This window comes from Kitasatospora sp. NBC_00315, from assembly GCF_041435095.1.
Taxonomy (GTDB): Bacteria; Actinomycetota; Actinomycetes; order Streptomycetales; family Streptomycetaceae; genus Kitasatospora.
On sequence record NZ_CP108025.1, the window covers coordinates 4,490,269 to 4,515,773 of the forward strand.

25 protein-coding genes are annotated in these 25,505 nt (G+C 69.9%); 11 read left to right on the forward strand and 14 right to left on the reverse strand.

Annotation, left to right across the window (positions count from 1 at the left end; genetic code table 11):
• Positions 1 to 192 precede the first annotated feature (192 nt).
• Complete coding sequence (locus OG823_RS18415; protein WP_371480684.1) at positions 193 to 1,608, forward strand: PLP-dependent aminotransferase family protein; 1,416 nt, start codon at positions 193 to 195, stop codon at positions 1,606 to 1,608.
• A 113-nt stretch (positions 1,609 to 1,721) separates the two neighbouring features.
• Here OG823_RS18415 and OG823_RS18420 read toward each other — a convergent pair whose 3' ends face one another.
• Positions 1,722 to 3,098, reverse strand: a complete 1,377-nt coding sequence (locus tag OG823_RS18420; protein ID WP_371480685.1) for an MFS transporter — start codon at positions 3,096 to 3,098, stop codon at positions 1,722 to 1,724.
• A gap of 150 nt (positions 3,099 to 3,248) precedes the next feature.
• Between OG823_RS18420 and OG823_RS18425 the strand changes: the two genes are divergently transcribed.
• Positions 3,249 to 4,127: a LysR family transcriptional regulator gene (locus tag OG823_RS18425; RefSeq protein ID WP_371480686.1), complete on the forward strand. Its 879-nt coding sequence runs from the start codon at positions 3,249 to 3,251 to the stop codon at positions 4,125 to 4,127.
• Between the two features lie 123 nt (positions 4,128 to 4,250).
• Here the strand turns inward: OG823_RS18425 and OG823_RS18430 are convergent, their stop codons facing one another.
• A complete protein-coding gene (locus OG823_RS18430) occupies positions 4,251 to 5,513 on the reverse strand; it encodes a hypothetical protein (RefSeq protein WP_371480687.1) in 1,263 nt (420 codons plus the stop codon).
• 371 nt (positions 5,514 to 5,884) lie between these two features.
• Here OG823_RS18430 and OG823_RS18435 point away from each other — a divergent pair, with 371 nt between their 5' ends.
• Positions 5,885 to 6,574 carry a hypothetical protein gene (locus OG823_RS18435; RefSeq protein ID WP_371480688.1) on the forward strand — a complete coding sequence of 230 codons (690 nt, stop codon included), beginning with the start codon at positions 5,885 to 5,887 and terminating at the stop codon, positions 6,572 to 6,574.
• A gap of 140 nt (positions 6,575 to 6,714) precedes the next feature.
• On the opposite strand, the gene OG823_RS18440 is transcribed toward OG823_RS18435, so the two are convergent.
• On the reverse strand, positions 6,715 to 7,170 hold the full coding sequence (locus tag OG823_RS18440; RefSeq protein ID WP_371480689.1) for a MarR family winged helix-turn-helix transcriptional regulator: 456 nt from the start codon (positions 7,168 to 7,170) through the stop codon (positions 6,715 to 6,717).
• Between the two features lie 102 nt (positions 7,171 to 7,272).
• Between OG823_RS18440 and OG823_RS18445 the strand changes: the two genes are divergently transcribed.
• Complete coding sequence (locus tag OG823_RS18445; protein ID WP_371480690.1) at positions 7,273 to 8,238, forward strand: zinc-binding alcohol dehydrogenase family protein; 966 nt, start codon at positions 7,273 to 7,275, stop codon at positions 8,236 to 8,238.
• A 331-nt stretch (positions 8,239 to 8,569) separates the two neighbouring features.
• On the opposite strand, the gene OG823_RS18450 is transcribed toward OG823_RS18445, so the two are convergent.
• The 3 genes from OG823_RS18450 to OG823_RS18460 all read right to left on the reverse strand — a co-directional run bounded on the left by OG823_RS18450 (position 8,570) and on the right by OG823_RS18460 (position 11,774).
• Positions 8,570 to 9,478, reverse strand: coding sequence for a CHAP domain-containing protein (locus OG823_RS18450; RefSeq protein ID WP_371480691.1), 909 nt, complete (start codon positions 9,476 to 9,478; stop codon positions 8,570 to 8,572).
• Between the two features lie 761 nt (positions 9,479 to 10,239).
• Entirely contained in the window at positions 10,240 to 10,461 is a 222-nt protein-coding gene (locus OG823_RS18455) for a hypothetical protein (protein WP_371480692.1), read from the reverse strand.
• A 647-nt stretch (positions 10,462 to 11,108) separates the two neighbouring features.
• Positions 11,109 to 11,774: a hypothetical protein gene (locus OG823_RS18460; RefSeq protein ID WP_371480693.1), complete on the reverse strand. Its 666-nt coding sequence runs from the start codon at positions 11,772 to 11,774 to the stop codon at positions 11,109 to 11,111.
• 531 nt (positions 11,775 to 12,305) lie between these two features.
• On the opposite strand from OG823_RS18460, the gene OG823_RS18465 reads away from it, so the two are divergent.
• Positions 12,306 to 12,842, forward strand: a complete 537-nt coding sequence (locus OG823_RS18465; RefSeq protein ID WP_371480694.1) for a hypothetical protein — start codon at positions 12,306 to 12,308, stop codon at positions 12,840 to 12,842.
• A 12-nt stretch (positions 12,843 to 12,854) separates the two neighbouring features.
• Here OG823_RS18465 and OG823_RS18470 read toward each other — a convergent pair whose 3' ends face one another.
• The 3 genes from OG823_RS18470 to OG823_RS18480 all read right to left on the reverse strand — a co-directional run bounded on the left by OG823_RS18470 (position 12,855) and on the right by OG823_RS18480 (position 15,816).
• A complete protein-coding gene (locus OG823_RS18470) occupies positions 12,855 to 13,655 on the reverse strand; it encodes a hypothetical protein (RefSeq protein ID WP_371480695.1) in 801 nt (266 codons plus the stop codon).
• A gap of 63 nt (positions 13,656 to 13,718) precedes the next feature.
• On the reverse strand, positions 13,719 to 15,044 hold the full coding sequence (locus tag OG823_RS18475) for a hypothetical protein (RefSeq protein WP_371480696.1): 1,326 nt from the start codon (positions 15,042 to 15,044) through the stop codon (positions 13,719 to 13,721).
• 10 nt (positions 15,045 to 15,054) lie between these two features.
• Positions 15,055 to 15,816 carry a hypothetical protein gene (locus OG823_RS18480; protein ID WP_371480697.1) on the reverse strand — a complete coding sequence of 254 codons (762 nt, stop codon included), beginning with the start codon at positions 15,814 to 15,816 and terminating at the stop codon, positions 15,055 to 15,057.
• A 61-nt stretch (positions 15,817 to 15,877) separates the two neighbouring features.
• Here OG823_RS18480 and OG823_RS18485 point away from each other — a divergent pair, with 61 nt between their 5' ends.
• Complete coding sequence (locus OG823_RS18485; RefSeq protein WP_371484521.1) at positions 15,878 to 16,708, forward strand: glycosyltransferase family 2 protein; 831 nt, start codon at positions 15,878 to 15,880, stop codon at positions 16,706 to 16,708.
• Here OG823_RS18485 and OG823_RS18490 read toward each other — a convergent pair.
• The 4 genes from OG823_RS18490 to OG823_RS18505 are packed head-to-tail and all read right to left on the reverse strand — an operon-like array spanning position 16,705 to position 18,347.
• The gene (locus OG823_RS18490) at positions 16,705 to 17,712 is read right to left on the reverse strand and encodes an NAD-dependent epimerase/dehydratase family protein (protein ID WP_371480698.1); all 1,008 of its coding nucleotides are present in this window, start codon (positions 17,710 to 17,712) and stop codon (positions 16,705 to 16,707) included. The two genes, OG823_RS18485 and OG823_RS18490, sit on opposite strands and share 4 nt — an antisense overlap.
• Before the next feature lie 52 nt (positions 17,713 to 17,764).
• Positions 17,765 to 17,968 (reverse strand): hypothetical protein, encoded by a 204-nt coding sequence (locus OG823_RS18495; protein ID WP_371480699.1) that lies wholly within the window; start codon positions 17,966 to 17,968, stop codon positions 17,765 to 17,767.
• On the reverse strand, positions 17,965 to 18,114 hold the full coding sequence (locus OG823_RS18500; protein ID WP_371480700.1) for a hypothetical protein: 150 nt from the start codon (positions 18,112 to 18,114) through the stop codon (positions 17,965 to 17,967). Before OG823_RS18500 ends, OG823_RS18495 begins: the two co-directional genes overlap by 4 nt.
• Positions 18,111 to 18,347, reverse strand: coding sequence for a hypothetical protein (locus tag OG823_RS18505; protein WP_371480701.1), 237 nt, complete (start codon positions 18,345 to 18,347; stop codon positions 18,111 to 18,113). The genes OG823_RS18500 and OG823_RS18505 overlap by 4 nt, the downstream gene beginning before the upstream one ends.
• 218 nt (positions 18,348 to 18,565) lie before the next feature.
• On the opposite strand from OG823_RS18505, the gene OG823_RS18510 reads away from it, so the two are divergent.
• Positions 18,566 to 19,948 (forward strand): Tat pathway signal protein, encoded by a 1,383-nt coding sequence (locus OG823_RS18510; RefSeq protein ID WP_371480702.1) that lies wholly within the window; start codon positions 18,566 to 18,568, stop codon positions 19,946 to 19,948.
• Between the two features lie 13 nt (positions 19,949 to 19,961).
• Positions 19,962 to 20,453: a TrmO family methyltransferase gene (locus tag OG823_RS18515; protein WP_371480703.1), complete on the forward strand. Its 492-nt coding sequence runs from the start codon at positions 19,962 to 19,964 to the stop codon at positions 20,451 to 20,453.
• A gap of 792 nt (positions 20,454 to 21,245) precedes the next feature.
• Here the strand turns inward: OG823_RS18515 and OG823_RS18520 are convergent.
• On the reverse strand, positions 21,246 to 22,808 hold the full coding sequence (locus tag OG823_RS18520; RefSeq protein ID WP_371480704.1) for a DnaB-like helicase N-terminal domain-containing protein: 1,563 nt from the start codon (positions 22,806 to 22,808) through the stop codon (positions 21,246 to 21,248).
• Positions 22,809 to 23,065: 257 nt separating this feature from the next.
• Here OG823_RS18520 and OG823_RS18525 point away from each other — a divergent pair, with 257 nt between their 5' ends.
• The 3 genes from OG823_RS18525 (at position 23,066) to xerC (ending at position 25,421) form a co-directional block, all read left to right on the forward strand.
• Complete coding sequence (locus OG823_RS18525) at positions 23,066 to 23,587, forward strand: helix-turn-helix domain-containing protein (RefSeq protein ID WP_371480705.1); 522 nt, start codon at positions 23,066 to 23,068, stop codon at positions 23,585 to 23,587.
• Between the two features lie 335 nt (positions 23,588 to 23,922).
• Positions 23,923 to 24,129 (forward strand): excisionase family DNA-binding protein, encoded by a 207-nt coding sequence (locus OG823_RS18530; RefSeq protein WP_280718558.1) that lies wholly within the window; start codon positions 23,923 to 23,925, stop codon positions 24,127 to 24,129.
• Positions 24,126 to 25,421, forward strand: coding sequence for a tyrosine recombinase XerC (gene xerC / locus OG823_RS18535; protein ID WP_371480706.1), 1,296 nt, complete (start codon positions 24,126 to 24,128; stop codon positions 25,419 to 25,421). Before OG823_RS18530 ends, xerC begins: the two co-directional genes overlap by 4 nt.
• Positions 25,422 to 25,505: the final 84 nt, after the last annotated feature.

The window sequence follows — 25,505 nt, forward strand, 5'->3', positions numbered from 1 at the left end:
ACGCGGTGTCCGGACCCGGGGGCGGGGTGCGTCGGGCGGTGCTCCGGGCGTGCGGGCGGCCGAGCGCGGCGAGGGCTCAGGGGGTGCCGAGGGGCCGGCCGGTGCGGTGACGGCTGTCGGGCGCCGCCCGCGGCCGTCCTCGTCAGGGGGCGCGGTTTCGGGCACGATAAAGAAGCGCTATCCTATATCATCATGTCCGAGAGTAGCAGTATCGAGACGCTGGCGGCCATCCTCCGCGCCGAGATCGCCCGGCTCGCCCCCGGCGACCGGCTGCCCAGCAGCCGTGACCTGATCGTCCGACACGGCGTCGGTCCGGTCACCGTCGCGCGCGCGATCGCACTGCTCGCCGCCGAGGGCGTCGTGGTGACCCGCCCGGGCAGCGGCACCTACGTCGCCCCGCGCCGACCGCGGCCGACCGCCGACGCACCGGACATGTCCTGGCAGGCGGTCGCCCTGGCCGGGCGCGACTCCGACACCGGTGGTTCCGACGGTACCTCGGAAACCCTGCCGGACGGTGTCATCGCGATGGCCGGCGGCTACCTGCACGAGTCGCTCCAGCCGACCAGGGCGCTCGGCGCGGCGCTGGCCCGCGCCGCCCGGCGCCCGGACGCCTGGCACCGGGCCCCCACCGCCGGCCTCGCGCCGCTGCGCGCGATCTTCGCCCGGCTGGCCGGCGGCGCGGTCGGCCCGGAGGACGTCCTGGTCACCGGCGGGGCCCAGGGCGCCCTGTCGACGCTGTTCCGCGCGATCGCCCCGCCCGGGGGCCCCGTCCTGGTGGAGTCGCCCACCTACCCGGGCGCGCTGGCCGCCGCCCGCGCGGCGGGCCTGCGTCCGGTACCCGTACCGGTGGACGACGACGGCATCCGGCCCGACCTGCTCGCCGACGCCTTCGCGATGACCGGCGCCCGGCTGATGTACTGCCAGCCGACGGTCCACAACCCCACCGGCGCGATGCTCTCCCCCGGGCGCCGCCGCCAGATCGTGGACGTGGCCCGGGCCGCCGGGGCCTTCCTGATCGAGGACGACTTCGCCCGCCACCTGGGCCACGGCGCGCCGCTGCCCCGCGCGCTGGTCGCCGACGACCGCGACGGCACCGTGGTCAACCTGACCTCGCTCACCAAGCCGGCCTCGCCGAGCCTGCGGATCGGCGCGGTGATCGCCCGGGGCCCGGTGATGCGGCGGCTCCAGGCGATGCGCCTGGTCGACGACTTCTTCATCGCCCGCCCCCTGCAGGAGGCCGCGGTCGAACTGCTCAGCACGCCCGCCTGGGACCGCCACCTGCGGACGCTCGGCGGCGCCCTGCGAGAGCGCTGCGCGACGCTGGCCGACGCGCTGGCGCACGAGGTGCCCGACTGGACGCTCACCCGGTTGCCGGCCGGAGGGCTTCATCTCTGGCTGCAACTCCCGTCCGGTTCGGCCGACTCCGCCGTCGCGGCGGCCGCCCGGGCGCACGGCGTGGCGGTGGACGCGGGCGCCCGCTACTACCCGGCCGAACCCCAGGGCAGCTACCTGCGGGTCGGCTTCGCGGCGGCCGCCGATCTGAGCGAACTCACAGCGGCGGCGAGCCGGTTGGGCGCCGTGGCCCGGGAGGCCGGCCGCCACCGCTGAGCAGGGCGGGCGGCGCCGAAGGCCCTGGCCACCGTCGACCGGCCGTGGCCACCGTCCGTCGGCCGTGCTCACCGTCGGCCGTGCTCACCGTCGGCCGGCGGCGGGGATCGCGGTCACCGTCGGGCGGCGACCGCGATCCCCGCCGCCGTGCACACCCCGGCGCAGAGCAGCAGGGCGTACCCGGCTCCGTCGCCCGGTCCGGCCGCGCCGACGTCCACGAAGGCCCCCATCGCCGCGACGCCGACCGAAGCCCCCACCTGGCGCACCGAGTTGAGCAGTCCGCCGGCCGCGCCGGCCGCGCCCTCCGGCGCCGTGGTGATGACCGCCGCAGTCAGGGCCGGCAGGGCGTACGACACCCCGAACCCGGCGCAGAGCAGCCCGGCCGAGAGCGCCCGGTAGCCCCACCCGGCCGGCAGGGCCACGCCGAACAGCAGGCCCGCGCCGGCCAGCAGTCCGAGCCCCGCCACCACCGGACGCCACGGCCCCGTCCTGGCCACGATCCGGCCGGTCAGCAGCGGGTTGAAGGCGGTCGGGATCGTCATCGGCAGGAACGCGAGTCCGGTCCTCAGCGGCGACAGGTGCTGGGTCTGCCGGAACACCAGGGGCAGCACGAACAGGAGGCTGCTCAGGGTGAAGTTGACCGCCGCCCCCGCCAGCAGGGCGGGCCGCATCGCCCGGGCCCGCAGTACGGCGGGCGCCAGCACGGGGTTGTCGCCCCGTCGTTCGAGCGCGGCGAAGCAGAGCGCGGCCGCGACCAGCCCGGCCCCGGAGCCGGCGGCGTGGACGGTGTGCCCCGATCCGAGCGCGATCAGTGCGTCGGTCAGGAGCCCGAGGACGGTGCACGCGGCCAGTTGGCCGGTCCAGTTGATCGGCCGGGCGCCGCGCGGGCAGTGCACCCGCCGTCCGGCGGTCAGTCCCAGGGTGAGGAGCGCCAACGGGACGTTCACCAGGAACACCGCCCGCCAGCCCGCGAGCCCGACCAGCAGCCCGCCGACGATCGGGCCGGCAGCCATCGCCGCGCCGCTGGTGGCCGCCCAGGCGGCGACGGCGCGGGCGCGGGCGGCGGGCTCCGGGTAGAGCATGGTGATCATCACCATCGAGGCCGGTACGCAGGCCGCCGACGCCACGCCCAGCAGCCCCCGCAGCGCGACCAGCGTCCACAGGCCGGGCGCCAGGGCGCTGAGCAGCGAGGCGAGCCCGAACACCGCCATGCCCGCCCGGAACACCCGGTGCGCGCCGAAGCGGTCGGCCACCGCCCCGGCGGACAGCAGCAGGCCGCCGAAGGCGACGGTGTACCCGGTGACCGTCCATTGCAGGCCCGCGACCGAGCCGCCGAGCGAGCGGGCGATGTCCGGCTCGGCCACCGCCAGGACGGTCGTGTCCATCAGCACCGTGAAGTAGCCGAACGAGACGCCCAGCAGCGGTATCCAGGTGCGGGGGCGCCCCGGCGGCGCCGCCGGGGCGGCGGTGGGGGATACGGTGGCGGCCATGGCGGCCCCTTCCGGTGCGGATCGGCGTGGACGGGGCCCACTCTGCGGTCGTGCCGGGGCGGGCTCCACCGGCCCGGCCGCACACGGCGTTCGGAGGATCCGAACGCCGCTGCCGGTGGGGCCCGTACCGGGCCATCGAGGGGGAGCGGCATGGAACTTCGGCAGTTGCGGACGTTCGAGGCGGTGGTCGCCCACCGGACGGTCACCGAGGCCGCCGGCGTCCTCGGCCTCGCGCCGTCCTCCGTCTCGGAGCAGATCCGGACGCTGGAGCGGTCAGTCGGTGTCGACCTGTTCGAGCGCAGCCCGCGGGGGATGCGTCCCACCCCTGCGGGCGAGCGGATGCTGATCTGGGCCCGTCGCCTGCTGGAGCAGGCGGAGCAGGCCCGCCGGGAGGTGGCGGCGGAGCAACCGGTCGTGCGGATCGGCGCGTTGGAGACCATCGCGGTCACGCACGTGCCCGGTGTGCTCGCCAGGCTCGCCGAACGCCGGTCGGATCTCCGGGTCGAGGTCCGTTCGGACGGCGCCCGCGACCGGTTGCTCGGCGCCGTCGCCCGGGGCGAACTGGATGCGGCGCTGATCCTGGACACCGACGGCGAGCTCGGTGAGCTCGGCTTCGAAGTGCCCGCCGTGCCGATGGACTTCATCGATCTGGAGCCGGTCCGGCTGGCCCTGGTGGCGGCCCCCGGCCACCCGCTGGACGGCATCGGACGGTTGACCCGGAGTGATCTGCGGGGCCACCGGCTGCTGGTGAACGTCCCCGCCTGCTCGATCTGGCTGGCCGGTGAGCGCCTGCTGGGCGCGGACGTGGAACGGGTCCGGGCCGGCGGTACGGCGGTGATGGCCGGGTGGGCCCGACAGGGCCTGGGGGTCGCCCTGTTGCCGGAGTTCGCGGTCGCCGGTGAACTCGCGGCAGGCTCGCTGGTGCGGCTCCCGCTCGACGTCCCCGGCCTCACCCTGCGGCTGGTCTGGCGGGCGGGCCGGGAGGCCGACCGGGGCGTACGCGACATGCTCTACGCGGCCGGCGTCTGAGGGCTTCGGCCCGGGGGCCGCCCTGGTCGGTGGGAGTCGAGGCGGTCGGCAGCGGGGCCGTTCGGCGGCCGGGGCCGTTCGGGGACCGACCGGCTCCGGGGCTCGCCGGACCGCCGGCGCCGGTCAGCGCTTGACCGCGACCTTGACGGTCACCGGCTCCGCGTAGTGGCCGTCGGCCAGCGCACCGGCCGAGACGTCGAGGGAGGTGACGTCGGCCGCGAGACCGCTGGTGACCGAGAAGCGGAACAGGTGGTTGAGCACCCGGCCGTTCGGGCCGCTCTCCAGCGGCTGGGCCAGCGACCGGGTGTCGACGGTGACCCGGCCGCAGTCGTCCGAGGTCGGGAGCTTCACCCAGCTGCCCCCGGTGAACACCTCCGCGGTGACGTTCGCGGCGTCGAGACTCTCGTGGACGTGGGCGTTCGCCGGGGTCACGCCCAGGGTCAGCAGCGGGGCCAGCGAGCCGAACGCCGCCTTGGTGAGGTTGCCGGGGGAGACCTCGACCTCGACCGCCGGGCCGCCCACCGTCACCGAGGTCGGCCGCGGCGTCATGGTGGGCATCGAGGCGGTCGGCCGGTGCTCGTCCACGACCGCGAGGTGCCGCAGGGTCCTGCCGAGCAGCGGGAGCCGGGTGTGGGCGGGGACGTACGCGTCGGCCTCGACGGTGAGCGGGGCGGGGCCGTTGTCCGTGCTGAGCTGGATCCGGTACTGCACCGTCCGGCTCGCTCCCGGCGCCAGCGCGAACGCGGCCTTGTCGCCGGTGGTCGCGTAGTCCATCCCGAGGCCCTGGGAGAGGGGGACGTCCGTCCAGACGTCGCCGTCCTTGCGCTGCATCGTCCCCGAGAGGGTGCCCTCGACCACCTGGCACCGGGCGCCGACGAAGGGCTGCGCCGCGACGACCGGGGCGACGGCGGCCAGGCGGTGGCCGGTCGCGTTGGTCCAGGTCACCGAGAAGGCGGTCTGGCCGCCGGCCGGCAGCCGGTTCCCCTCGGCCAGGCCGTCGAACCGGACCGTGACGCTCTTGTCGGCGGCCGGCTCGGTGCCTGCGGAGACGGGCGTGATCCCGGACGGCGCGGTCGAGGCGGCGGTCGAGGCGACGGTCGGGGCAGCGGCGGGGGTCGAGGGGGCGGCCGACTCCTGGCCGGTGGTGGCCGTGGCGGTGGCCGTGGCGGACGAGGTCGCGGAGGCCGTCACCGCCGGGCTCGGGGAGCCGGCCGGCTGCCCGGCGGCGGTGCCCGCCTGCGGGTCCGTGCAGCCGACCGCGCCGACGGCGAGGAGGGCGGCGAGCGGCACGGAGACGGCGAGGCGCGGGGCCCACGCGGAGTCCTGACGACGGGCGGCGACAGCGGTGGCAATGGTTGCAAAACGGCGGAAAACGGATGCGTTCATGATGGAGGTCCCCCTGGGCACGGTTGGTGATCGTCTGTGAAGTGAGAGTCCGGCGCCGACCTGGTCGGCTCCCCCGGCTCCGCCGGCTCGTTCCTGCGCTCTCATCCAGATAGACGTGCATCCCCCCGGGAGGTTGCAGGTGGGTTCGGATTCTTTTTTCGAGGAATCCCCCGCAGGTGCCCGACCGGCGCCGACCGGGCGCCCGGCCACCTCCACGAGGGCCCCGACCGGAGGCTCCGCCCCGCCCTCTTGCGCCCCGCCCTCTTCTGTCCGGGCCTCTTGCGCCCCGGCCTCTTGCGCCCCGCCCTCTTCTGTCCGGGCCTCCTCCTGCCTACAGTCGGCAGGAGGTGCACGGGACCGGGGGGAACCGAATGAACGAGCTCCAACACGTGGTCCGCAGAAGCGCCCTGCTGTCGAGACTGCTCACGGCCCTGGTCGCGCTCGCCTTCCTGCTGCTCCTCCACGGCCTGGTGCGGGACAACCTCTCCGCGGCGAGCGCCGCGCACTGGCCCTGGCGGCCGAGGCTGCTGGACACCCAGAGCGCGACCGCCGCGCTCCTCGCCACGGGAGGGGCGGCCCTGGCCCGCGCCCAGTACGCGCGCACCGTCCGGCCCGCCCTCGGCGGCCAGGGCCGGGTGATGGCCGGCCTCGCGCCCGACGGCCGCCTGGTCTGGGCCGCCGCTCTGCTGAACGCCGCTCAGGACGTGGCCGTCATCACGGAGGTCAGCTACCTCGTCACCCGGAGCGCCGCGACCGAGGACGGCCCGCCGGAGCCGGTGACCGGATGGGTGGACTCGCTGACCGCCAGGGCGGCCGTCCGGGAGCTCGGCCCGGTCCACCACCGGGACTTCCTGTTGACCGTGCTGGCACGGGGCTACCCACTGGCCCCGCAGAGCACGGTGGTGCTGTCCTGGTTCACCGAGCAGGCCATGAGCCAGGTCGCCGAGGTGTACGTCCGGGTCCGGGTCGAGGACCGGGTCGGCGATGTCCACGAGCGCATCGTCCGCTGCCTCAAGGACGCGGAACGCGCCCCCTCCCACCCCAGCCCCGACCCGCTCTGAGGCCGGTCGCGCAGACGGTCCGGGGTGGCCTCCGGATGCGCTGGTGGTCACTGTCGGGCGGACCGGTTGCCGTACCTCGCCGCGCCACTGCACCGCCGGGCAGCGGACCTCCTCGGCGGATGTCGGGTCGGGGGGCGGCTTCAGCGGGTGCGGGCCGTCGGCGTCTGGTCGACGAGGATGGCGGTCGTGCGTTCCAGGAGAGCGCAGAGGGAGGCGTGCTCGGCGGGCGTGAACCCGGCGCTGAGTGCGCGCTCGAGGACGACCACCTCCTGATAGGCGCGGTCCAGCACCGCCCGGCCCTCGTCGGTCAGTGTGGCGATCTGCACCTTGGCGTGTACCGGGGACGGGTCGCGGCGGATGAGCTCCTTGACCTCCATGTTGGTCAGGACGCTGGCCATGCTCTGCTGCGTCACCCCGCAGGACCGGGCGGTCTGGGCGGCGGACATGCCGCCCTCGCGGGAGAGGGTCAGCAGCACCGTGTACTGCGTCATGGTCAGTCCGTGGCCGCGCAGGACCGCCTCGTGGTGTGCCATCAGCGCCTGCTCCGCGCGCCTGATCCGAGTACAGAGGTACTCCTCGGCCGGGATGTCCGCCATGTGCTCACTCCAATACTCAGGTTCCTGTGTTGACTCAGGTATCTGCTACACCTAGTGTTCCTTGTGACACAGGATACTGAGTCAGAACAGGAGACTGTATTCATGAGGGCGATCATTCTCACCGGCGACGGCACCTACCGGGCCACCGAACTCGACGAGCCCACGGCCGGCCCCGGTGAGGTCGCGATCCGGGTCGCCCATGCCGGCATCCAGTGGGGCGACACGATGGTCCGGGACGGTCACTTCGCGGTGCCGCGTCCCTTCGTCCCGGGGTTCGAGGCGAGCGGGCACATCGTCGCGGTCGGCGAGGGTGTGGGCGAGGGCCGCCTGGGTGAAGCCGTGGTCGCCCTGACCACGGCCGGTGCGTGGGCGGAGGTGGTCGTGGCACCCGCGGTGCTGGCGCTGCCGACCGGCGAAATCCCGCTGCGGACAGCGGCAGGATTCGGTTGGGGCACACCGACTGCCTACGACCTCGTCAACACCGCCACGCGGGTGCGCCCCGGTGAGAGCGTGCTGATCCACGCGGGTGGCGGCGGAGTCGGCACGCTCGCCGTCCAGTTCGCCCGGTTGGCCGGTGCGGGCCGGATCGTCGGGGTGGTCGGCAGCGCGGCGAAGGCCGAGTACGCCGGCAGGTTCGGCTACGACGAGGTTCTGCTGCGCGACGAGTTCCCGGCGAAGCTCGACGGCGAGCGATTCGACGTGATCCTCGATCCGGTCGGCGGCCTGACCCGACAGCACAGCCTGCGGAGGCTCGCGCCGCACGGCCGGCTGGCGGTGTACGGCAACATCAGCGGCTACGAGCCCATCCTCGCCGACACCAACGACCTCCTCATGGAGGGCAAGTCACTCGTGACCTACAACAGCAACCTGTTGAGCCGGACTCACCCCGAGCGTCTCGCCGACACCGCCGCCCGCGCACTCGAACTCCTCACCCAGGAGCGGATACGCATCGACATCACAGCCGAATACAGCCCTGCGGAACTCGGCCTCGCGGTCCAGCGGCTGTTCGAGGGCGCGACCAACGGAAAGAGCGTCCTCCGGGTCGCCGGCCACCTCGGTGAGTGGTGAGCGGTGAGTGGTGAGCAGAAGAGGGGTGCGGACGGGGTTCGCACGCCGGCGATCGCGATGTGCCGCCGGTCGCTGACACCGGCGGATCGCCCGACCTTGCGGCCGGTGACGGCCCCCGGCGCCCTGGGGAGCCGCGGCGCCCGCGTGCCGGCCGCCGCCGGCGGCCCTACCGGATCTCTCCGGTAGGGCCGCTGTACCGCTGGGTCGCGGCGGCGGGAGCTGAACCCGCGCCCTCCTTGCCTTGGGCCACGGGCACCTAGGTCGTCGAGGTCGACCGGGTGGTTCCTCTCGACGTCCAGGCGATCGGGACGAAGCCGGGCAGGCGATCCGGCTACGCGAACGTGTCCGGGTAGCCGAGGTCGTAGTGGGGTGAGGTGGAGGAGGTCCAGGTGGTGCCGTCGAACTTGTCGCAGAGGGCTTGGTCGCCGGTGCCGACGCGGCGGCAGTAGGAGATGGTGCCGTCGGTGTTGGTGAGCCAGGAGCGGTCGGTGGCGTAGCCCCAGTCGTTGGCGGTGGAGCTGACGCTGGTCCAGCCGGTGGGTTTGAGGACGTTGCAGACGAGTGTCTGTGAGGTCTGGTCGCCGGAACGGCCGCAGACCGCGGGGCCGTCCTTCGTCGTCAGGTGGGCCATGTCAGCGGAGTCCGTGCTGGTCTGCACGTATCGGGTAGTGGCGGCGGAGACTCCGGAGGCGTTGTGGGCCACGACGGAGTAGGTGTAGTCCTGCTTCGCAGAGACCTGGATGTCCAGCAGCCGGGTACCGGTGACCGTGGCCAGGAGCACTCCGTTCCGGCTCACCTGGTAGTCGGCCGCGCCGGCGGCGGCACCCCACTGGAGGTCAACCCGTGAACCATGGGTCAACGCCGCGATGCTGCCGAGTGAGGACGGTACGGCCTGCGGCCCCGGGCCGGTGGCGAGGTCCTTGAAGTGGATGTACTGGAAGGTGCCGGTCGGTACCGTGCGCTCGTTGTACGTGCCGGTGTAGTTGTAGTTGTACTCCTCGATGGTCACGGTGCTGGTGCCCACCGATTCCACCCAGGCGACGTGGCCCGAGCCCCAGGCGACGGAACCCAGGCCGGGGCTGCCGTTGACGGTGAAGCCCAACGCCTGGGCCCGACTTCCCCAATCGGTGGCGTTGGCGTTGAACGGCATCTCGAAGCCGTTCCGGCTGTGCAGCCGCCAAGCGGCGAAGCTCGTGCACTCCCGGTTGTACTCGTGCCAGGTGTCGATCAGGGAGTCCATGGGAGCGGTTCTCCAGGGGGACGGGTAGTCGTCGACCCCGGCCGAAGCCGACGGCAGAGCCACGACGGAGAGCAGTATCGTCAGAAGGCCGTCAACAGACCACCGGCAAGTCGCCGCAGTCTGCTGTGAGTACGGCCTGATATCGCGCCGGAGGGCGCCGGTCTCCCAGCGGACACTGAACCCATGTTGAAGCCTTCCACCCCCGGCGCCCCGCGGCCGTGCGGTCACGGGTGCCGACGCCGCCACGGGAATCCTCGACACAGGGGTGCTTGATCAGGTCAACAAGCCAGTTCCATTCACTCGAACGGGCTAGGGCTGGTTGCTCCAGTGAGAGGAGATGCGGATGGGTCTTCGAAAAGCTCGGCGCGACGCCCACCGGTCCACCCTCCGGCGAAGCGAAGCATCATGGCTGTGGACAGTCAACTTCCCTGGAAAGTAATCAAGTTGATGCAAGCGGTCGGCCGGCCTCGGCCGTGTCGGACGGGCCCGCGCGGTCGGGGGCGACGGTCCGGGAGGACGGTCGGGGCGCCGGCGGTCGGCACAGTCGCCGTACTGCGCGCGGCAGGCACGGCAGAGGCCCTGCCGGATCTCGCCGACAAGGCCTCTGTACCGCCGGGGCGTGGTGGCGGCCCTGAACCCGCGGCCGCGCTGTCCTGAAGCAACGCGGACACCGGGGCGACCTCGGGGACAAGCGCCGCCGACCCGCACCGACAGCCGCTGGATGTTCGTGGCTGTTCGCCGATCCGCTGCCCCGTCGCAGCTCAGTCGGACCCTCGGTCGACCGGCCGAGAGGTGTCGTTCGTGCCTCCGTCCCGGCCGGCGACGGCCGCGGCGAGCGCGAGGTAGGCCTCGACCTTTGCCGCCTCGACGATGGTCGAGTCCGACAGCCGCTTGGGCAGTTTCGCCAAGTACGCCTGAGCGGCGTTGACGTGGTCGAGGTAGTCACTCATGCGGTCCCCCAGGAAGATGGTCGTTCGATGCATCCCGAGCGTAGGCCCAGCCCGCGCGTGGCGGAGTCTCTCCGGCCTCATCGGAGCTGTTGGGACCGGATACCGCTTCCGGAGGGCGAGAGTCCGCAACCGTCCGCACAGGCGGGCTGCCACTGATCTGCCGGGAGTGTCGGCCGGTGCTTCGATGCGGGAGTTCCTCGGCGCCGCACTGGAGAGACTGCTGTTCCCGGGCTCGATCACGTGGTTGGAGACATCGCCGTCCGGCGCCCCTGACCTGGCACCCCGGCACACACACCGAACCGCACTCACGAACGCCCCGGCCCCGCTCGTCGCGGCCTCCCGAAGCGGCGTCAACTGCGCCGGAATCCGGACGACCTGCGGACCGGAGGAACTGCTGGGCGCCTGGAGCGCCCGCTGACCTGCCACTGCCTGCCGAGCCTTGCCGGAGTCCAGCAGATACGGGGGCGGCCCGGCGTCAGCCGTTTCCGGCGGCATCCCATCTGACGCGACGGGTTGAGAAGATCACCGGCGGCCACGGCAGTTGCTGTGCCTCGTGCGGCAGACACGCCAGAGGCCCTACCGGATCTCTCCGGTAGGGCCTCTGTACAACTGGGTCGGGGTGGCGGGATTTGAACCCACGGCCTCTTCGTCCCGAATTACAGGCAGCGCGGTCGCTGAAGTCATCTATGCAGGTCATGGGTGGTGCGAGGGGTGCTGACGGTCGCTGCTGGACGGCCTGGTTGCTGTACTTCACTGCTGTACTTCTGCCTCCTGGTGATCGGGTCGGTCGGTGGCCTCAGCCGCTCTCCGGCGCACGGGCAGGCGACGAGCAACGAGGGTTGGCTGATCAGGTGAGCGCCGCGCCAGCGAGGGCACACAGCTCGGTACGGTTTGTCGAGCGCCTCCGCTGGGACGCTGCAGTGAGTGCGCACCAACACCTCGCGGTCTGCGGCGCGGTAGTCGTGGACGCGGAGCCAGAGGGTGCTCATCACCATCGCGAACTGCCTGCCGTGACTGCGAAGTGCGCAGCCGCTGTAGTAACGGTTGTCGGTGACCTCGCTGAGCGGTGCGAGCTGATCGGTGACGAGCGCGGCGAGGCTGCGGGATCCGCTGATCCAGGGATGAAGAACCCGGTGATGCCGGCGAGTCGGCCGTGGCGGTGGAGTGCGGTGCTCATGCCCGCCCTGGCAGTCTCGCCCTCGCCGGCACAGTTTGCTGCCATCGCGGAATAGATAGATAATGAAAGGCGACTCGGAATTCTCACATCCGGACTGGCGTACATGAATATGCTTGCCGATATCTTGATGAAGATTGATGGAATTGGGCTTGAGCTCGCCGATCCGCAAGGGGACTCATCGGCAGCCAAGCCAGTCGAGCATGGCCCTCTTTCGCAGCGCAGCCCGGTTCAGCAGCTGTTCCAGCGCCGGATTATTCAAGGGGCCATATCGCGGGAGACATTCCAGCATCCGGCAATCCAAGGAGCGCACTTACCTCGACTCGACGAAGCAGTGTGGTACCGAAAGGCGAGACGGCTTCCAAGCGTTCATCGTTCATTCTCGCAGTGGACCCGTGCTGTAGCAGTCGGTGGATACGTTTACCTGATACCCGAGGATGACTCACCTGCTCCGGATATTCAACTGTTCTCTAGGCTCGGAGGCATTCGTGGCCAGGTGAGGATTACAGGAGTGGCCGTGGATGGCATGACGCTCCAAGTGGCAGAACTTCGCTTCGAGACAGATCTCCGATGCCCCGAGGGTCCATGTGACAACGATGGTGGGTGCGGGGGATGCTGCGGAAAGTGCCGATGCGTTCGCTCTCTCCAGGGCGATTTTCTCATGAAAAAGTGCTTTTGCCCGCAGCATCACTAGGATGTCGCCATGCAGCCTGTATCTTACCTGTCAATTGGAACGGCGACTACTGCCTGTATTGGTACCTGGCTTGTTGGGGTTGTAGCTGGCATTATTGCGATTCAGCAGCTACGCAATGCCTCCTTCTTGCCCTGTGCAACTGCGGGCTGGGAGATCGGATGGCAAGGGGAGGAAGAAGCGAAGAATCGGCGCATGGTGGTCATTCACCTAACGAATCACGGTGGCGCCGCAGGGATGGTTGAACGCATCGTCATGACGGATCCAGACCATGATGTAATTGACGCTACGATCTGCGTTGGCTGGGAGGAGGCGCCCCAGCAGCCCCTCCCATTTATATTACCCGGAAAATCATCTGCGGTGATTGTACTCAAGCCGTCAGAGTCGCCCCAGTTTGTCGGCAACAGAAGGGCGCTCGTCATATATGGCAACGGCAAGAAGAAATGCCTTCCCATGAAGAAGGTGGAGCTGAGTCTCAGTGCGGAGAAAACTACGATCCCCCCGGGCGCATTGGTTAATACTGGAAGTGCAGATCTGGGGGAGCATTAGGGGTTGACCGTATCAGCGGTCGCCAACCGATCTGGCGACCAGTAGGGAGTACCCGAGGTAGAAGTGGCTCAGCTGCGTCATGACGGAGAGGAAGTTGAGAGTCTCCCACTTGTGTTGGAAATCGTCATTGGCGACCTCTTGGAACGCCTCGGCGTGGCGGTCCCAGTGGATCAGGTCTCCGTACTGGAAGAGGGAGAGGACCTCTTGTGGCTTGACGTCCTCGCCTGGCACGGGCAGGTTCGGATGCGCCCCCATCAGTTCGAGTGCCCGGCGGTCTGCCATCGCTGTGAGCAAGCGGGAGTTCAGCTGCCCGTGGGCGCGGTTCCACAGTCGTTGAAGCTCTAGCCGTTGATCGCGGTGTTCGTCGTGATGCTGATGTGCTATTTGGCCGATGATCTTTCGCACCTGGCTGTAGCTCGCTGGCTCCTGCGCGCTCGCCATCTGGCGGAAGAGGACGGTGGTCCCTCGGATGGCTTCCTTCACTGGGAAGTCGGCAACCACCGCCTCGACTCCGTCATTCATGTTGATGGAGACTCCGCTGCTGTGGCTGAGGACCGTGGACTCAGACAGCTCCTGGCAGGTATGGACGTATCGACGCAGGATCCTCAGCTCGGCAGCAGAGATTCCTGGGAGCTTCGCGAACGATGCGGGGTTGGGCAGGTCGAAGACGAGTCGGAAGAGCTGCCACCAGTAGGCGTAACCTTCCGGATTTGGGCTGCGATCGGCATACGGTGGTGCGAACCGCAATGGCTGAGGTAGAGCCAATGCTCGCGGCTCTACGGCTTGCACGTGCTGTACGTCGTCCTTGGCCACAGGGCAAGTTTGGCAGACTGCCCAGCGGGTCGGCGCTGCCGGATGGATGTCGCCTCGGCGTTGTCACGGCTGACAGTGTCCTGCTGCATTTCCAGTCGTGTCCCTCCGCATCGCGGTCATGGACAGCTCGGCGAGACGGGGGAGGAAGGTCACGTCGAGCTGATCGACCGGGTGCAGCAGGCTCCGCTCGCAGGTCTCCGCGACCCACACCGTGTAGCCAGCTCGCGGGTAGGCCGTGTTGATGCCGATCTCGCCCTTCGGGATTGTGCCGTTAAACGGCGTCGGGATGCCCTCGGCGTTCCAGTAGTCCCAAACCTCAAGGGCCTTCGCCTGCTCGAAGGCGAGATATAGCTGCGGGTAGCGGTCGATGATGCGCATCTCGCGGAAGATGAGCTGGCCCAGCAGGTGTGGCGTGGTCGCTGCGAGGACGTCGAAGTCCGCGTCGCGGAACGTGACGGACGCCGCGTCCTGGCCGGGTGCGAGTACCACGGTGGCGAACAGGTGGGACAGGCGGCGCCTGGTGAAGCGGGCCACCCCGGATGTCAGGCCAGCCTCGATCTGTCCGACGAGTTGGAGGAGGCGGTCGTGTCCTGGGTTGAAGCGGGACAGGTCGAAGAGCTGGTCCATGCCCTGGACCGCCGAGAACGCCAGCCGCTTGTAGAGGCGGTTGTTCATCTCTCCGAGCTGGGCGTACGTCTTGGTCTCGGGTGTCGTGGAGTGGAGCATCAGGTACTCGGACAGCACCTCGAAGTAGAGGTAGCCGAGGAACGGGAAGGCCGGCACGGTGGCGGCGAGCTGGTCGATGAACTCGGCGTCCGGCGTCGGCGTTCCGGCGGCGTTGGCGAGGAGGGTGTCGAGGAAGGGTGCCGCTGCGCGGAGCCGGTCCAGCACCGCTCGGCGGAGCTGGGTGTCCTCGGTCTCGGTGAGGAAGCTGCGGTGGGTGAGGTAGGTGCGTAGGTGGATGGCTCCCAGCCGGAGGTAGTCGATTCCCTTTGGCGGCACGGGAGCGTCGGGGGTGATTTCGAAGACCAGGGTGCGGGTGTGCTTCTTGGTCTCCAGTAGGTAGGTGCCCAGGTTGTGGGGGCGTAGGCCAGCGGGCTCGGGGGTGAGGGGAGCGCAGTAGAGGGCCGCGACGAGGCAGCCGGTGGAGGCGTAGAGGTGTCCGCTGGCGCGGATGGCGTGCAGGGCCACAGTGGTGTGCATGAGGTGGATGGGGCGTCCGGCGGCCAGTGTCTTGGTCAGGGAGTTGTCGCTCAGCAGCCACCCGTTGGGTGTCTCGTGTTCGAGGTGGTGGCGCCAGTCGGCTTCGGTCTCGGCGAGGCCGGCCGGGCCAGGTCGGGTGGCGCGGCTGGTGTGGTCGGTGTGGGCGTTGTCCCACTCGTGGTGCATGGATGACCTCCTACTGCCGAATGTTGAGGAGCTGGCGGGCTTGGATGAGCGCACCGTGGTTGGTTGCGCCGTTGAGTCGGGCCTGTTCGCTTCGGATGACCAGGTCGAAGGCGACGGGGTGGAGCCATGCGGGGATGACGATGCGCAGGTGGGAGGGGTCGGGCCACCAGCGGGTGAGGGGAAGTCGGTAGCGGTCCAGGCAGTCGGCCGCCTTGAGCAGGTCGATCAGGTGGGGCGCCCGCTGGTAGGCGCGGTTCTGCTCAGGGGTGAAGTCCGAGTACGGGACGTCGTGGAGGCCGATCGCGGCGGCTACCTGTTTCGAGAGGTCCGGTGGTAGTTCGCGGCCGAGCATGGTGGTGACGGCGGGCTGGTTGCGGGTGAACCAGAGTGCTGCCCGTCGACCGTGCCCGGGATCGTCGCGGTCGTCGCGCCGCCGGCAGTCGTGGACTGCTGCAGCGGCGCAGAGGGCGGCACTGTGATCGCGGTCGAGTCCGTACTCCTGGGCGAGAAGACCGGCGAGCAGGGAGACGCGAGCGTTGTGCCGGATACCGTGGATGGAGTCGACGAGCTGGGGCTGCGCGAACCAGGTCGCGTCCGGTACCAGCATGAGCGGCGGATATGGCAGGGTGGGCGGCGCTGCTGAGGCTTCGGGCCGGTTTCTGGCGATCCAGGCGAGTGTGTCCTGGTCCATGACCTGATGGGCTGGAAGGCTCCGGTTCTCGGCGAGTTCTCTGAGCGACGCGGTGCTCTGCTCCGGCGTTCGTGAGGTCATCTCTGGTTCCTCGAAGGGAAGAGGTTCGGTGGGCGTCAAGCTGGGCGTGGCGGTGCTGACCATGGGCACGCGGCCGAAGGAGTTGGCCGAGCTGCTGGCCTCGGTGGAGATGCAGACGGTCAAGGCCGCGAAGGTCGTGGTGGTCGGGAACGGGTGCGCACTGCCGGAACTGCCGCCGTGGGTCGAGAGCGTGGAGCTTGCGGACAACCTCGGGGTGACCGGCGGCCGGAACGTCGCCCTGGATCATTTGCGGGACGTGGACGTGGTGATCGACCTGGACGACGACGGCCTGCTGGTCGCTGACGACGTCCTCGCACGGATCGCTGCTCTGTACGAAGGCGACCCGGACCTCGGGATCGTCGGTTTCCGGATCGCAGACGAGACCGGCGTTACCCAGCGGCGCCACGTCCCCCGGCTGCGGGCCGGAGATCCGATGCGTGGCGGTGAGGTGACCGGCTTCCTCGGCGGTGGCCACGCGCTGTCCTCGAAGATGCTGGGCCAGGTCGGGGGCTGGCCGGACGCCTTCTTCTTCGCGCACGAGGAGACCGACATGGCTTGGCGGGCGCTGGATGCCGGGTGGCGGGTGCTGTACGTCCCTGAGCTGTTGCTCCAGCACCCGCGCACCAGCCCGACCCGGCACTCCTTCTTCTACCGGGTGAACGCCCGAAACCGGGTGTACCTGGCGCGCCGGCACCTGCCCGCTCTGCTGGTGCCGGTCTACCTCGGGGTGTGGGTGGCGCTCACCGTCGCCCGGACCCGGGACGTGGCCGGGCTGAAGGCGTGGTTCGCAGGCTTCGCCGAGGGCTGGCGCACGCCGTGCGGCCGACGCAAGCCGATGCGCTGGCGCACGGTGTGGACCATGACCCGGCTGGGCCGACCTCCGATCATCTAGGCCGCTGCCGCCTGGCGCATCCAGTCCGGGATGGCGTCGGGAGTGGCCTTCAGCCAGGCCACGTAGCGGGCGACGCCTTCCGCCATCGTGATGGCCGGCCTCCAGCCCAGCAGGTCCTCCATTCGCTGGACGGAGGCGTAACCGCCCTCGGGGTCGCCGGGCGGCATGGGCGTCTCGATCAGCTGGACGTCCGGGTAGTGGCTGCGGACGAGTTCGGCGACTTGCCGAATCGAAGTTCCGGTTCCGGTACCGATGTTGATGGTCTCGTTGTGTGCGCGGGGTGCGACCAGCGCCCGCAGAGTGCCGGTGGCGATGTCGTCGACGTGGACCATGTCGCGGATCTGGTGGCCGCCGCCGTTGAGGTGCAGCGGCAGGCCGAGTGCGGCCCGCATGGCGAACCAGGCGACCACCCAGGAGTGGCTCCGCTCCTTGACGACCTGCGGTTCGCCATAGACCGAGAAGTACCGCACGACGGCATATGAGATGCCGGCACCGCCGAGCACCGCGGCGGTCTGGTACTCGCCCCACGCCTTGCTGTTGCCGTACACCGACACCGGCTGGACCGCTGCGTTCTCCACGAACTGCGGGCTGCCGTTGCCGTAGACGCTGGCGGAGGAGACGAACACCATCCTGCGCAGCCGGTCCGAGGCGGCGACGGCGTCCAGGACCCGCTGGGTACCGGTGATGTTGGTGTCGATGGCGTCCAGCGGCCGACGTGTGCAGGCCGCCACATCGGCCAGGGCGGCGGCGTGGATCACGTAGTCGCAGCCGGAGATCACCTTGCGCATCAGCTCCGGCTCGGCGATGTCGCCGATGATGAAGTCCGGGGCGGAGGCGTCGATGCCGAACCGCTCGCGGTACACCTCGTGCGGGTAGGCGTCGAGCTTGCATACCGAGATGGGGCGGGCGCCGAGCCGGCGGAGCTGGGACGTGATGCGGCTGCCGATGAGGCCACCGGCACCAGTGACCAGGACGGTCTTTCCTGAGAGCTGTTCGAGGGACAAGGGAGGTTCTTCCTCTCACACGTGGGATGGGCGTGCTGCGGCGACGCGCGGGTCAGCTGTCGCGGTGTTGCGGGCAGCGACATGCAGGCCAGGTGGCCGACGGGTGGTAGGCGTAGGCGTCGGGTTCCGATTCCACGGTGATGACGCCGGAGTCGTCGTACCGGGTGCCGTCCTTCGCGATCTTGAACGTGCGGATATACAGGCCCTGGTGGCGGTCCTCCGGGAGCTTGAAGTCCGAGGAGTTCTCAGCGCTCACGCCGCCGACTCCCGGTGCCGCTCGCGGCGGCGGCGACCGGCAGCGAGCTGACGCAGGACCAGGGCGCGTCGGCGGGCGCGTTCTCGGTTCGGGACGAAGATGACGGTCCGGTCGCTGGCCTGGATGTGGATCTCGGCGCTGTTCACGCGGCGCTCCCGAAGCGGATGTTCCTGGTCACGTCGCAGGGCCAGAGGCTCTCGCATCGGACGCACAGCCGGTCCTTGCTGCGGTGCTCGTCCAGCAGCATGCGATTGCTGGTCGCGGCGGCGCCCTCCCGCGTCGGACTCGTGGATCGGCGCGGGATCGGCCGGGTGGGGTACACGAGCGTGGAGGCGATGTTGAGGCTCCACGGGTGCGGTGTGCGGTCGGCAGTCGTCATCAGCCTCTCCGGGGTCGCGAGTTGGCGGGGCGGCTCTCGATGCCGGATGCATGGCTTGAGCCGCCGCAGGCCGCCGCTCCGCAGGGGTCCAGGACCCGAATCGGCTCCACCCTGCGGAGCGGCATGCAGTTAGTGAACCGCCTAATCGCTACTGGGAGTACGGTGTTGGGCACGCTATGCGGTTTAAGCGGTTTAACGGCCCGTCATGGAGGTGCGCTTTGGCGCCGACGAGGGAACCGAACGAGCGGCTGCGGAAGGTCATCGACGAGACGAAACTCTCCGGCGATGCGATCGCGCGCCTGGTCAGGCGGGTGGCGGCCGAGCATGACGAGCTCCTGGAGACCAACAAGTCGAGCATCACGCACTGGAAGAATGGTGGTCAGCCGGCCGGGAACGTCGGTGCTTTCCTGGCCGAGGCGTTAGGCCGCGCGCTCGGCGGACGGGTTGTGACGCTGGAGCAGATCGGCCTGATCGCGCCCGCGCCCCAAAAACCCGACTGGGACGCGGATACGCTGAGCGCGCTGGCCGAACTCGGGAGAACCGACGTGGACGTGGAACGCAGGCGGGCGCTGGGGGTGGCGGTCTACTCGGTGGCCGCACTCTCGCTGCCCGGCGAGGACTGGTGGCAGCGCATGGCCGAGCGGGGCAGTGCGCGCAGCTCTGCCGCAACCCGGCGGGTCGGCCCTGGCGACCTCGCAGCCGTCCGCGACATGACCACCCTGTTCTCCCAAGTGGACCAACGGCGAGGCGGTGGTCACGCCTGGACGTCCGTGGTGCAGTACCTGGCGACCGACGTCACCGCCTACCTGCGGGGGAAGTTCACGGACGAGCGTGTTCGCCGTGATCTCTTCTCGGCAGCCAGCGAACTCGCCTACCTGGCGGGTTGGATGGCGTTCGACGGTGGCCAGCACGCGACAGCGCAGCGGTACTTCGCCGAGGCGGTGAAACTCGCGGCCGAGGCCGGCGATCCGCCGATGGCCGCTCACGTACTGCGGGCGATGGCGCACCAGGCCATCGACCTCGGACACCACCAGCAGGCTCTCAATCTCGCTGCCGCATCCGTCGACGGCGACCGGTACACGCTCGCCTCCCCACGTGAGCGGGCTCTCCTCGGCGTCGTCCACGCCCGGAGCCTGGCCGCCGCCGGACGCAAGAACGCGGCCGCCAAGGCGCTGCTGCGGGCCGAAGACGACCTGTCCGCCGCGAGCGACGACATCGCTGAGCCGGACCGGGTGTTCTTCTTCGGTGAGGCGAGCCTGGCCCACGAGACCGCGTGCGCCCTGCGCGACATAGGTGACCTCGACGGCTCGGTGCGCGAGTTCCACCACAGCGTCCGCACCCGCAAGGCGACGAAGTTCACCCGCACCCACGCCGTGACGCTTGGATACCTCGGCTCCGTGTACGCGCAGATGAACAACATTGACCGAGCCTGCGCCACCTGGTCGCAGGCGCTCGACGCCATGGACGGCGTACGGTCCGGCCGCACCCGCCAGGCCGCCGCCGACATGCGCACCCTGCTCTCCCCCTACCGGCGGCGCGGTACCGCGGCGATCAGCGAGATCGACGCACGCGCTGCCGCGTACCTGTCCGAAACAGCCTGATGAGGAGTCACTGATGGCAGACCGTGAGACGTTCGAGGTCGAGGCCCTCGGCCACGTGGTCGGTGGACGGATCGAACCGACAGACGACTTCTGGGGCGGTACCCGGGTGATCATCCGGCTGGACGGATCCCTCTTCACCGCCGACGCGACCAAGGGGCTTGAGGACTTCTCGCACCTGGAGATCGTCTTCCGTTTCCACCTCACCGACCCGACCGACCTGAATCTCGGAGCCCGCCGGCCTCGGGACAACCCGGAGTGGCCGGAGGTCGGGATCTTCGGGCACCGCAACATGCGGCGCCTGAACTGGCTCGGGGTTTCCCGCTGCCGCCTGATCAAGGTCGATGGCCTGGACCTCCACGTCGAGGACCTCGACGCCGTCGACGGCACGCCGGTCCTGGACGTGAAGCCGTGGTTCGGTGAGATGGGACCTCGCGGAGAACAGCACCAGGCCGAGTGGACCACTGTCATGCTCCGCGACTACTTCGCGCCCGTAGCCAATGACTGACGGCAGACCGTAATTGTCAGATCGCGAGCATCGGTGGCTCCATGCCCCCCGCTGCCGCTGGTTCTGGACTTGCTCTCGCACCCCTGGGCGAGGGCAAATGCGGCGGCGGGCCATAGGACCGTCCAATGCGACAACTTGCTCCGCCAGGAGCGGGGCCGGGGTAAGGAGTCCTTACCCCACAACTTGCTCCGTCTCTGGACGGCGCCGGGATAAGCAGTGCTTACCCCACAACTTGCTCCGGCTTCCGGTGGTCTGATCAGGATTCGGATCACGGTGATCTCTTGTTGCTGGGTCCATCTGGTCACAGCGGGCAGTGGCTTGGAGTCTCCTCGAAGACGGGGCGTTCACGGTGGGGCGTACACGCGAGCCCCCTTCTAAAGGGGGGCTCGCGCGTGAACGCTGGGTCGCGTGGACGGCGTGTACGCCTCCGTGATCGCTCTACCTGAGGTTTCTTCGCTCGGCGTGGACGGTGTGAACGGCTTCCGTCGGCCCCTCGGCGGGAGGGGTGCGTGTACGGCCCCGTGAACGATCCGCGCCTGGTTGTCGGTGCCCCGGTGGGGCTGGTGATCCGCTCACTGACCGGGCGCCCGGTGGCCCTGGTGGGTGCCGTCCGTTGGTCGTCCGACGGGCAGGTCAGCAGGTCGGCGGGCTGCTGGCCTGCGTGGCACTCCGGTCAGTTCGGCCGGTCGGAGTGACCGGAACCCCGGTCACTGGGGTCGGTCAGTACGACGGACTGACCGGGGGCACGGTCACTGCGTTGCCTCCCGGTCAGTCCGGTCACCGTGGTGGCGGTTACGAGACGGCGGTGATGTGCCGGGCGGAGGGGCGGTAGCGGGCCTGTTGGCCGCCTCCGGTGCCTCCGGTGGTGCCGTCGGTCTTGACCGCGAGTCCGGTCTTGACGAGGCGGTCGAGGTGGCGTCGGGCCTTCTCGATGGCGGCGCGGTCGGGGCTGGCCTCGCCGGTCAGGGCGGTCGCCAGGTCACGGGTGGTCAGGCCGTCCGGTGCGGCGCGCAGGAGGGTGACCGGGTCGAGGGTGGGCTCGACGTAGGTGGTGCCGCGCTGGTGGTCGTGGACGACTGGCAGCGGGCCGATCTCGCCGGTCACGGTCTTGAGGTGGTGGATGGTGACCGCCGGGTCGCCGGCCTCTCCGGCGATGAACAGGACGCTCCCGGCTCCGGCGGTCAGCCAGGTCGAGCCGTACACCCGGTCCAGGGTGGGGCGCATCCCGCGTGGGGCGTCGGCTGCGGCTTTGCGCTGGTGGTGGAGCTCCATGATCTGGACGCCTGCGCGCAGGGCTCGCATGCGGGCGTTGTTGAAGGCAACGGCCAGGGAGTCGTCCACGAGGGTGCTGACCGCGTCCTTGAGGCTGTCGATGACGATGGTGTCGGCACGGTGGGCGGCGGCGAGTTCGGCGAGGAGGTCGGGTTCCTTGTCGAGGGTGGCGGGAAGCGGGCCCTGCCACACGGCGAGCCGGTCACGCAGGTGGGCCTCGTCGGCGGGGGTGATGCGGCGGGCCATGGCACGGGCGATCTGCTGGGGGCGGTCCATGGCCAGGTAGAGGACGCGCTCGCCCTCAGCGACAGGCAGGTCGAGAACGGAGGCTTGCAGGCCGAGGCGGGCGAGGACGACCTGGTGGGCGATGGTGGTCTTGCCGACGCCGGGCGCGCCGACGATCATCAGGCTTTCGCCAGAGGCCCAGGCGGTCTGTTCGTGGGTGCCCCACAGGGGTTCCTTGTCCGCGCCGGTCTTGGTGACGAAGTCCCAGCCGTTGACGATGTAGCGGGACAGGCGGCTGCCGCCGGAGGCCAGGGAGCGTTCACGCTCGGCACGGATCTCCGTCTCGATGGCCGTGCGGATCTCGTCCGGGTCGGCACCGGGGGTCAGCGCGTGGTGGACGGCGCGGACGCCGGTGGCGTGCAGGGTCCGCAGTTGGGCGTCGCGGCGCACGATCTGCGCGTAGTAGTCGGCGTTGTCCGTCGAGGGCGGCGCGACGGCGACCAGCGCGTGGAGGTAGGACGAGCCCCCGACGCGGGAGAGATCTCCCTTGCCCTGCAGGTGGTCCGCGAGGGCGATGGGGTCGGTTGGGGCGTCCTCGGCACGCAGGGCGAGGATCGCGCGCCAGATGGTCTCGTGGGCGGGCCGGTAGAAGTCGCCCGCGTCCAGCGTCCCCCGGACCTCGTCCACCGCCTGGTGCTTCAGCATGCACGCGCCGAGGACCGCCTGCTCGGCCTCGATGTTGTGCGGCGGCTCCCCGGAGGTGGTGTCGACGAGCGCGGGGTGGGGCTCCGACGCGCGGTGTTCCCGTCGCTGGTCGTGGGATGACGGGCCCGGCGGCGGGGCCGTAGGCTTGTCCACAGCGGTGTCCTCACTCGGAGGATTCGGGCGGCTACCCGGTTCCTCCGTTGTCGACTGTTCCAGGGATGGGCGGTTTTCGAGGTTCTGCGTTTGGCCCTCGACGTTCGTAGCGTCGGGGGCCTTTTGCGTCGTGGTGCCAGGTGGCTGGCCTGGCTGGCCGATGCGGCTCGGCTCAGTTGCGTTTCATCTTGCATCACGTTAACGTCGTGCTCGACGCATTGCAAATGGGCTTAATGACGATGCATGGAGGGTTGACCATGGCTGACGAGGACCGGCGACAACGGCTGGAAGGGGAGGAGAACGTCGCCCGGCGCATCAAGATGGAGCGCGAGGCGCGCGGGTGGAGCACCGCCACGCTCGCCGAGCGCCTGACCGAGGCCGGCTACCCGCTCAACCAGTCGGCGGTGTGGCGCATCGAGAGCGGCGAGCCGCGCCGCAGGGTCAACCTGGACGAGGCCATCGGCTTCGCCAAGGTCTTCGACATCTCCCTGGACAACCTGGTGGGACCACCCGAGATCGCCGCGAACGCTCATGTGAAACGGCTGCTGGCCGACTTCGCCGAGAGCTGGCAGAAGTCCGTTGCCGCCCGCAAGGACATGGACCAGGCCCGTGAGGCGCTCGACGCCTACGGACGCGCCCACCCGAATCTCGAAGAGCTCATCAGAGCGATGATCACCCGAGTCGTGGCGGACGCGGCCGGTGACGACTACCGCTCGCCGAAGTTCCCGTCCGGCTCGCCCGAGGCGAAGGGTCTTGCCGACCCGGGAACCGAGGCATAGCCAGAGCATCCGAGGGCATGCCCCGGCCGCCAGAGGGCACCTGCTGCACGCCGCTGGTTCCGCACGTCAGTCCCGTCGCCGATCCGATGATGACCGGCATCATGCCGGGCGCCGGGCAGTTTGGTGCGGCCGGAATCTGCGGCTAACGTCCCGTCCCGCCGGTCCGACCGCAGGCTTCGCCAGCCCGTGAACCCTCGACCAGCCATGCCCCTCCGCAGCCCCTCGGCGCTACGAACGCCGGGGTCGTCATGCGGACCCGAAGAACCCAATCGCCCATCCTTGGAACATCGACAACGGCGGCGCATAGCCGAAAGCGCCGTCGGGATAGGACACCCATGTCTGCAACCGCGATACAGCGGAAGTGGCACACGACGGCTGAGGTCGCCGACATGCTCGGCTTCGGCCTGTCCAAGACGAAGATGCTCGTCCTCTCCGGGCAGATCCGCTCCGTGGTCATCGGCCGCAACCGCCGCATCCTGCCGCTCTGGGTCGACGAGTACGTGACCCGTGTCGTCGCCACCGCCGAGGAGGTGGCGGCATGAGGGGCAAGCGTGGGAACGGCGAAGGATCCATCTATCCCTACCGCAACGGCTTCGCGGCCTACGCCTGGGTGACCACGCCTATCGGCAAGCGCGACCGCAAGTACGTCTACGGCAAGACCCGCACCGAGGTCCACGACAAGTGGCTCAAGCTCCACACGGCGGCCAAGGCCGGCCCCGTTGCCACCAGCACGCCGACGCTGGAGCACTACCTCGCCTTCTGGCTGAAGGAGGAGGTGGAGGTCAACCTCAAGCCGCTCACCGCCGCGACCTACGAAACGGCCGTCCGCCTCTACATAGGCCCGTTCCTCGGCGCCAAGCGGGTCGACAAGCTCAACGTGCGCGACGTCCGCGAGTGGCTGAACAAGCTCGCCGTCACCTGCCAGTGCTGTGCGCAGGGCAAGGACGAGCGTCGCCCGGAGGAGCGCCGCCGCTGCTGCGCGATCAGCAAGTGCTGCCGCCAGTACCTGTCCAAGCGATCCGTCGCCGACGCCCGCACCGTGCTCCGCAGCGCGCTCACCTACGCGATCAGCGAGGAGATGATCTCCCGCAACGTCGCCCAGCTCGTGAAGATGGCCAAGCCCCGCCCCCGCAAGGTCATCCCGTGGTCGGTCGACGAGGCGAGCCGCTTCCTCGAATCTGCCCGAGCGGACCGCGACCCCCTGTACGGGGCCTACGTGATGATCCTGGTCCTCGGCCTGCGCAAGGGCGAGGTACTTGGGCTGCGCTGGTCGGACGTCATGCTGGACCGGGGCGAGGTCCTCATCCAGCAGCAGCTTCAGCGCGTGCGGCGTCGGCTGCTGCACTCCGAGGTCAAGACCGATGCCTCGGAGTCGTTGCTCCCGCTGCCGGACGTCTGCCTGGCCGCGCTGCTGCTACGTCAGAAGAGCCGCGACGCCCACAGGTTCGCCGCCCGCGAGCTGTGGACGGAGTCCGACCTCGTCTTCACCACGAAGTACGGGACGCCGGTCGAGCCGCGCAACTTCAACCGGCGCTTCGAGTACCGCTGCGAGCAAGCCGGCGTGCGGCTGATCCGCGTCCACGACACCCGCAAGACCTGCGGCACGCTGCTGGCAGCTCTGGACGTACACCCCCGCGTCGCGATGCAGATCCTCCGGCACTCGCAGTTCGCGGTGACCATGGAGATCTACACCCAGGTCCCCTCGGAGCAGACGCGCAACGCGCTCAGGAAGCTCGGCGCCACACTCGACGGCACGCGGCTCGTCGGCACAGTGGATGAAGCCGAGACGCTGGCGGCGCCTGTGGGCGAGGAGGAGGCTGAGGCGCAGGAGTAGTCGACCAGCTGAGTGGCCCGGCAGGGAGCCTCCCGCCGGGCCACTGGTGTCTCCGTACCGGGCGTAATGGGCGCCAGAGCAGCG

Bases quoted from the DNA above. Each gene is read 5' to 3' on its own strand.
- OG823_RS18415 (WP_371480684.1), top strand. From the start codon at position 193: ATGTCCGAGAGTAGCAGTATCGAGACGCTGGCGGCCATCCTCCGCGCC.
- OG823_RS18420 (WP_371480685.1), bottom strand. From the start codon at position 3,098: ATGGCCGCCACCGTATCCCCCACCGCCGCCCCGGCGGCGCCGCCGGGG.
- OG823_RS18425 (WP_371480686.1), top strand. From the start codon at position 3,249: ATGGAACTTCGGCAGTTGCGGACGTTCGAGGCGGTGGTCGCCCACCGG.
- OG823_RS18430 (WP_371480687.1), bottom strand. From the start codon at position 5,513: ATGAACGCATCCGTTTTCCGCCGTTTTGCAACCATTGCCACCGCTGTC.
- OG823_RS18435 (WP_371480688.1), top strand. From the start codon at position 5,885: ATGAACGAGCTCCAACACGTGGTCCGCAGAAGCGCCCTGCTGTCGAGA.
- OG823_RS18440 (WP_371480689.1), bottom strand. From the start codon at position 7,170: ATGGCGGACATCCCGGCCGAGGAGTACCTCTGTACTCGGATCAGGCGC.
- OG823_RS18445 (WP_371480690.1), top strand. From the start codon at position 7,273: ATGAGGGCGATCATTCTCACCGGCGACGGCACCTACCGGGCCACCGAA.
- OG823_RS18450 (WP_371480691.1), bottom strand. From the start codon at position 9,478: ATGGACTCCCTGATCGACACCTGGCACGAGTACAACCGGGAGTGCACG.
- OG823_RS18455 (WP_371480692.1), bottom strand. From the start codon at position 10,461: ATGCATCGAACGACCATCTTCCTGGGGGACCGCATGAGTGACTACCTC.
- OG823_RS18465 (WP_371480694.1), top strand. From the start codon at position 12,306: ATGCAGCCTGTATCTTACCTGTCAATTGGAACGGCGACTACTGCCTGT.
- OG823_RS18475 (WP_371480696.1), bottom strand. From the start codon at position 15,044: ATGCACCACGAGTGGGACAACGCCCACACCGACCACACCAGCCGCGCC.
- OG823_RS18480 (WP_371480697.1), bottom strand. From the start codon at position 15,816: ATGACCTCACGAACGCCGGAGCAGAGCACCGCGTCGCTCAGAGAACTC.
- OG823_RS18485 (WP_371484521.1), top strand. From the start codon at position 15,878: ATGGGCACGCGGCCGAAGGAGTTGGCCGAGCTGCTGGCCTCGGTGGAG.
- OG823_RS18505 (WP_371480701.1), bottom strand. From the start codon at position 18,347: ATGACGACTGCCGACCGCACACCGCACCCGTGGAGCCTCAACATCGCC.
- OG823_RS18515 (WP_371480703.1), top strand. From the start codon at position 19,962: ATGGCAGACCGTGAGACGTTCGAGGTCGAGGCCCTCGGCCACGTGGTC.
- OG823_RS18525 (WP_371480705.1), top strand. From the start codon at position 23,066: ATGGCTGACGAGGACCGGCGACAACGGCTGGAAGGGGAGGAGAACGTC.
- OG823_RS18530 (WP_280718558.1), top strand. From the start codon at position 23,923: ATGTCTGCAACCGCGATACAGCGGAAGTGGCACACGACGGCTGAGGTC.
- xerC (WP_371480706.1), top strand. From the start codon at position 24,126: ATGAGGGGCAAGCGTGGGAACGGCGAAGGATCCATCTATCCCTACCGC.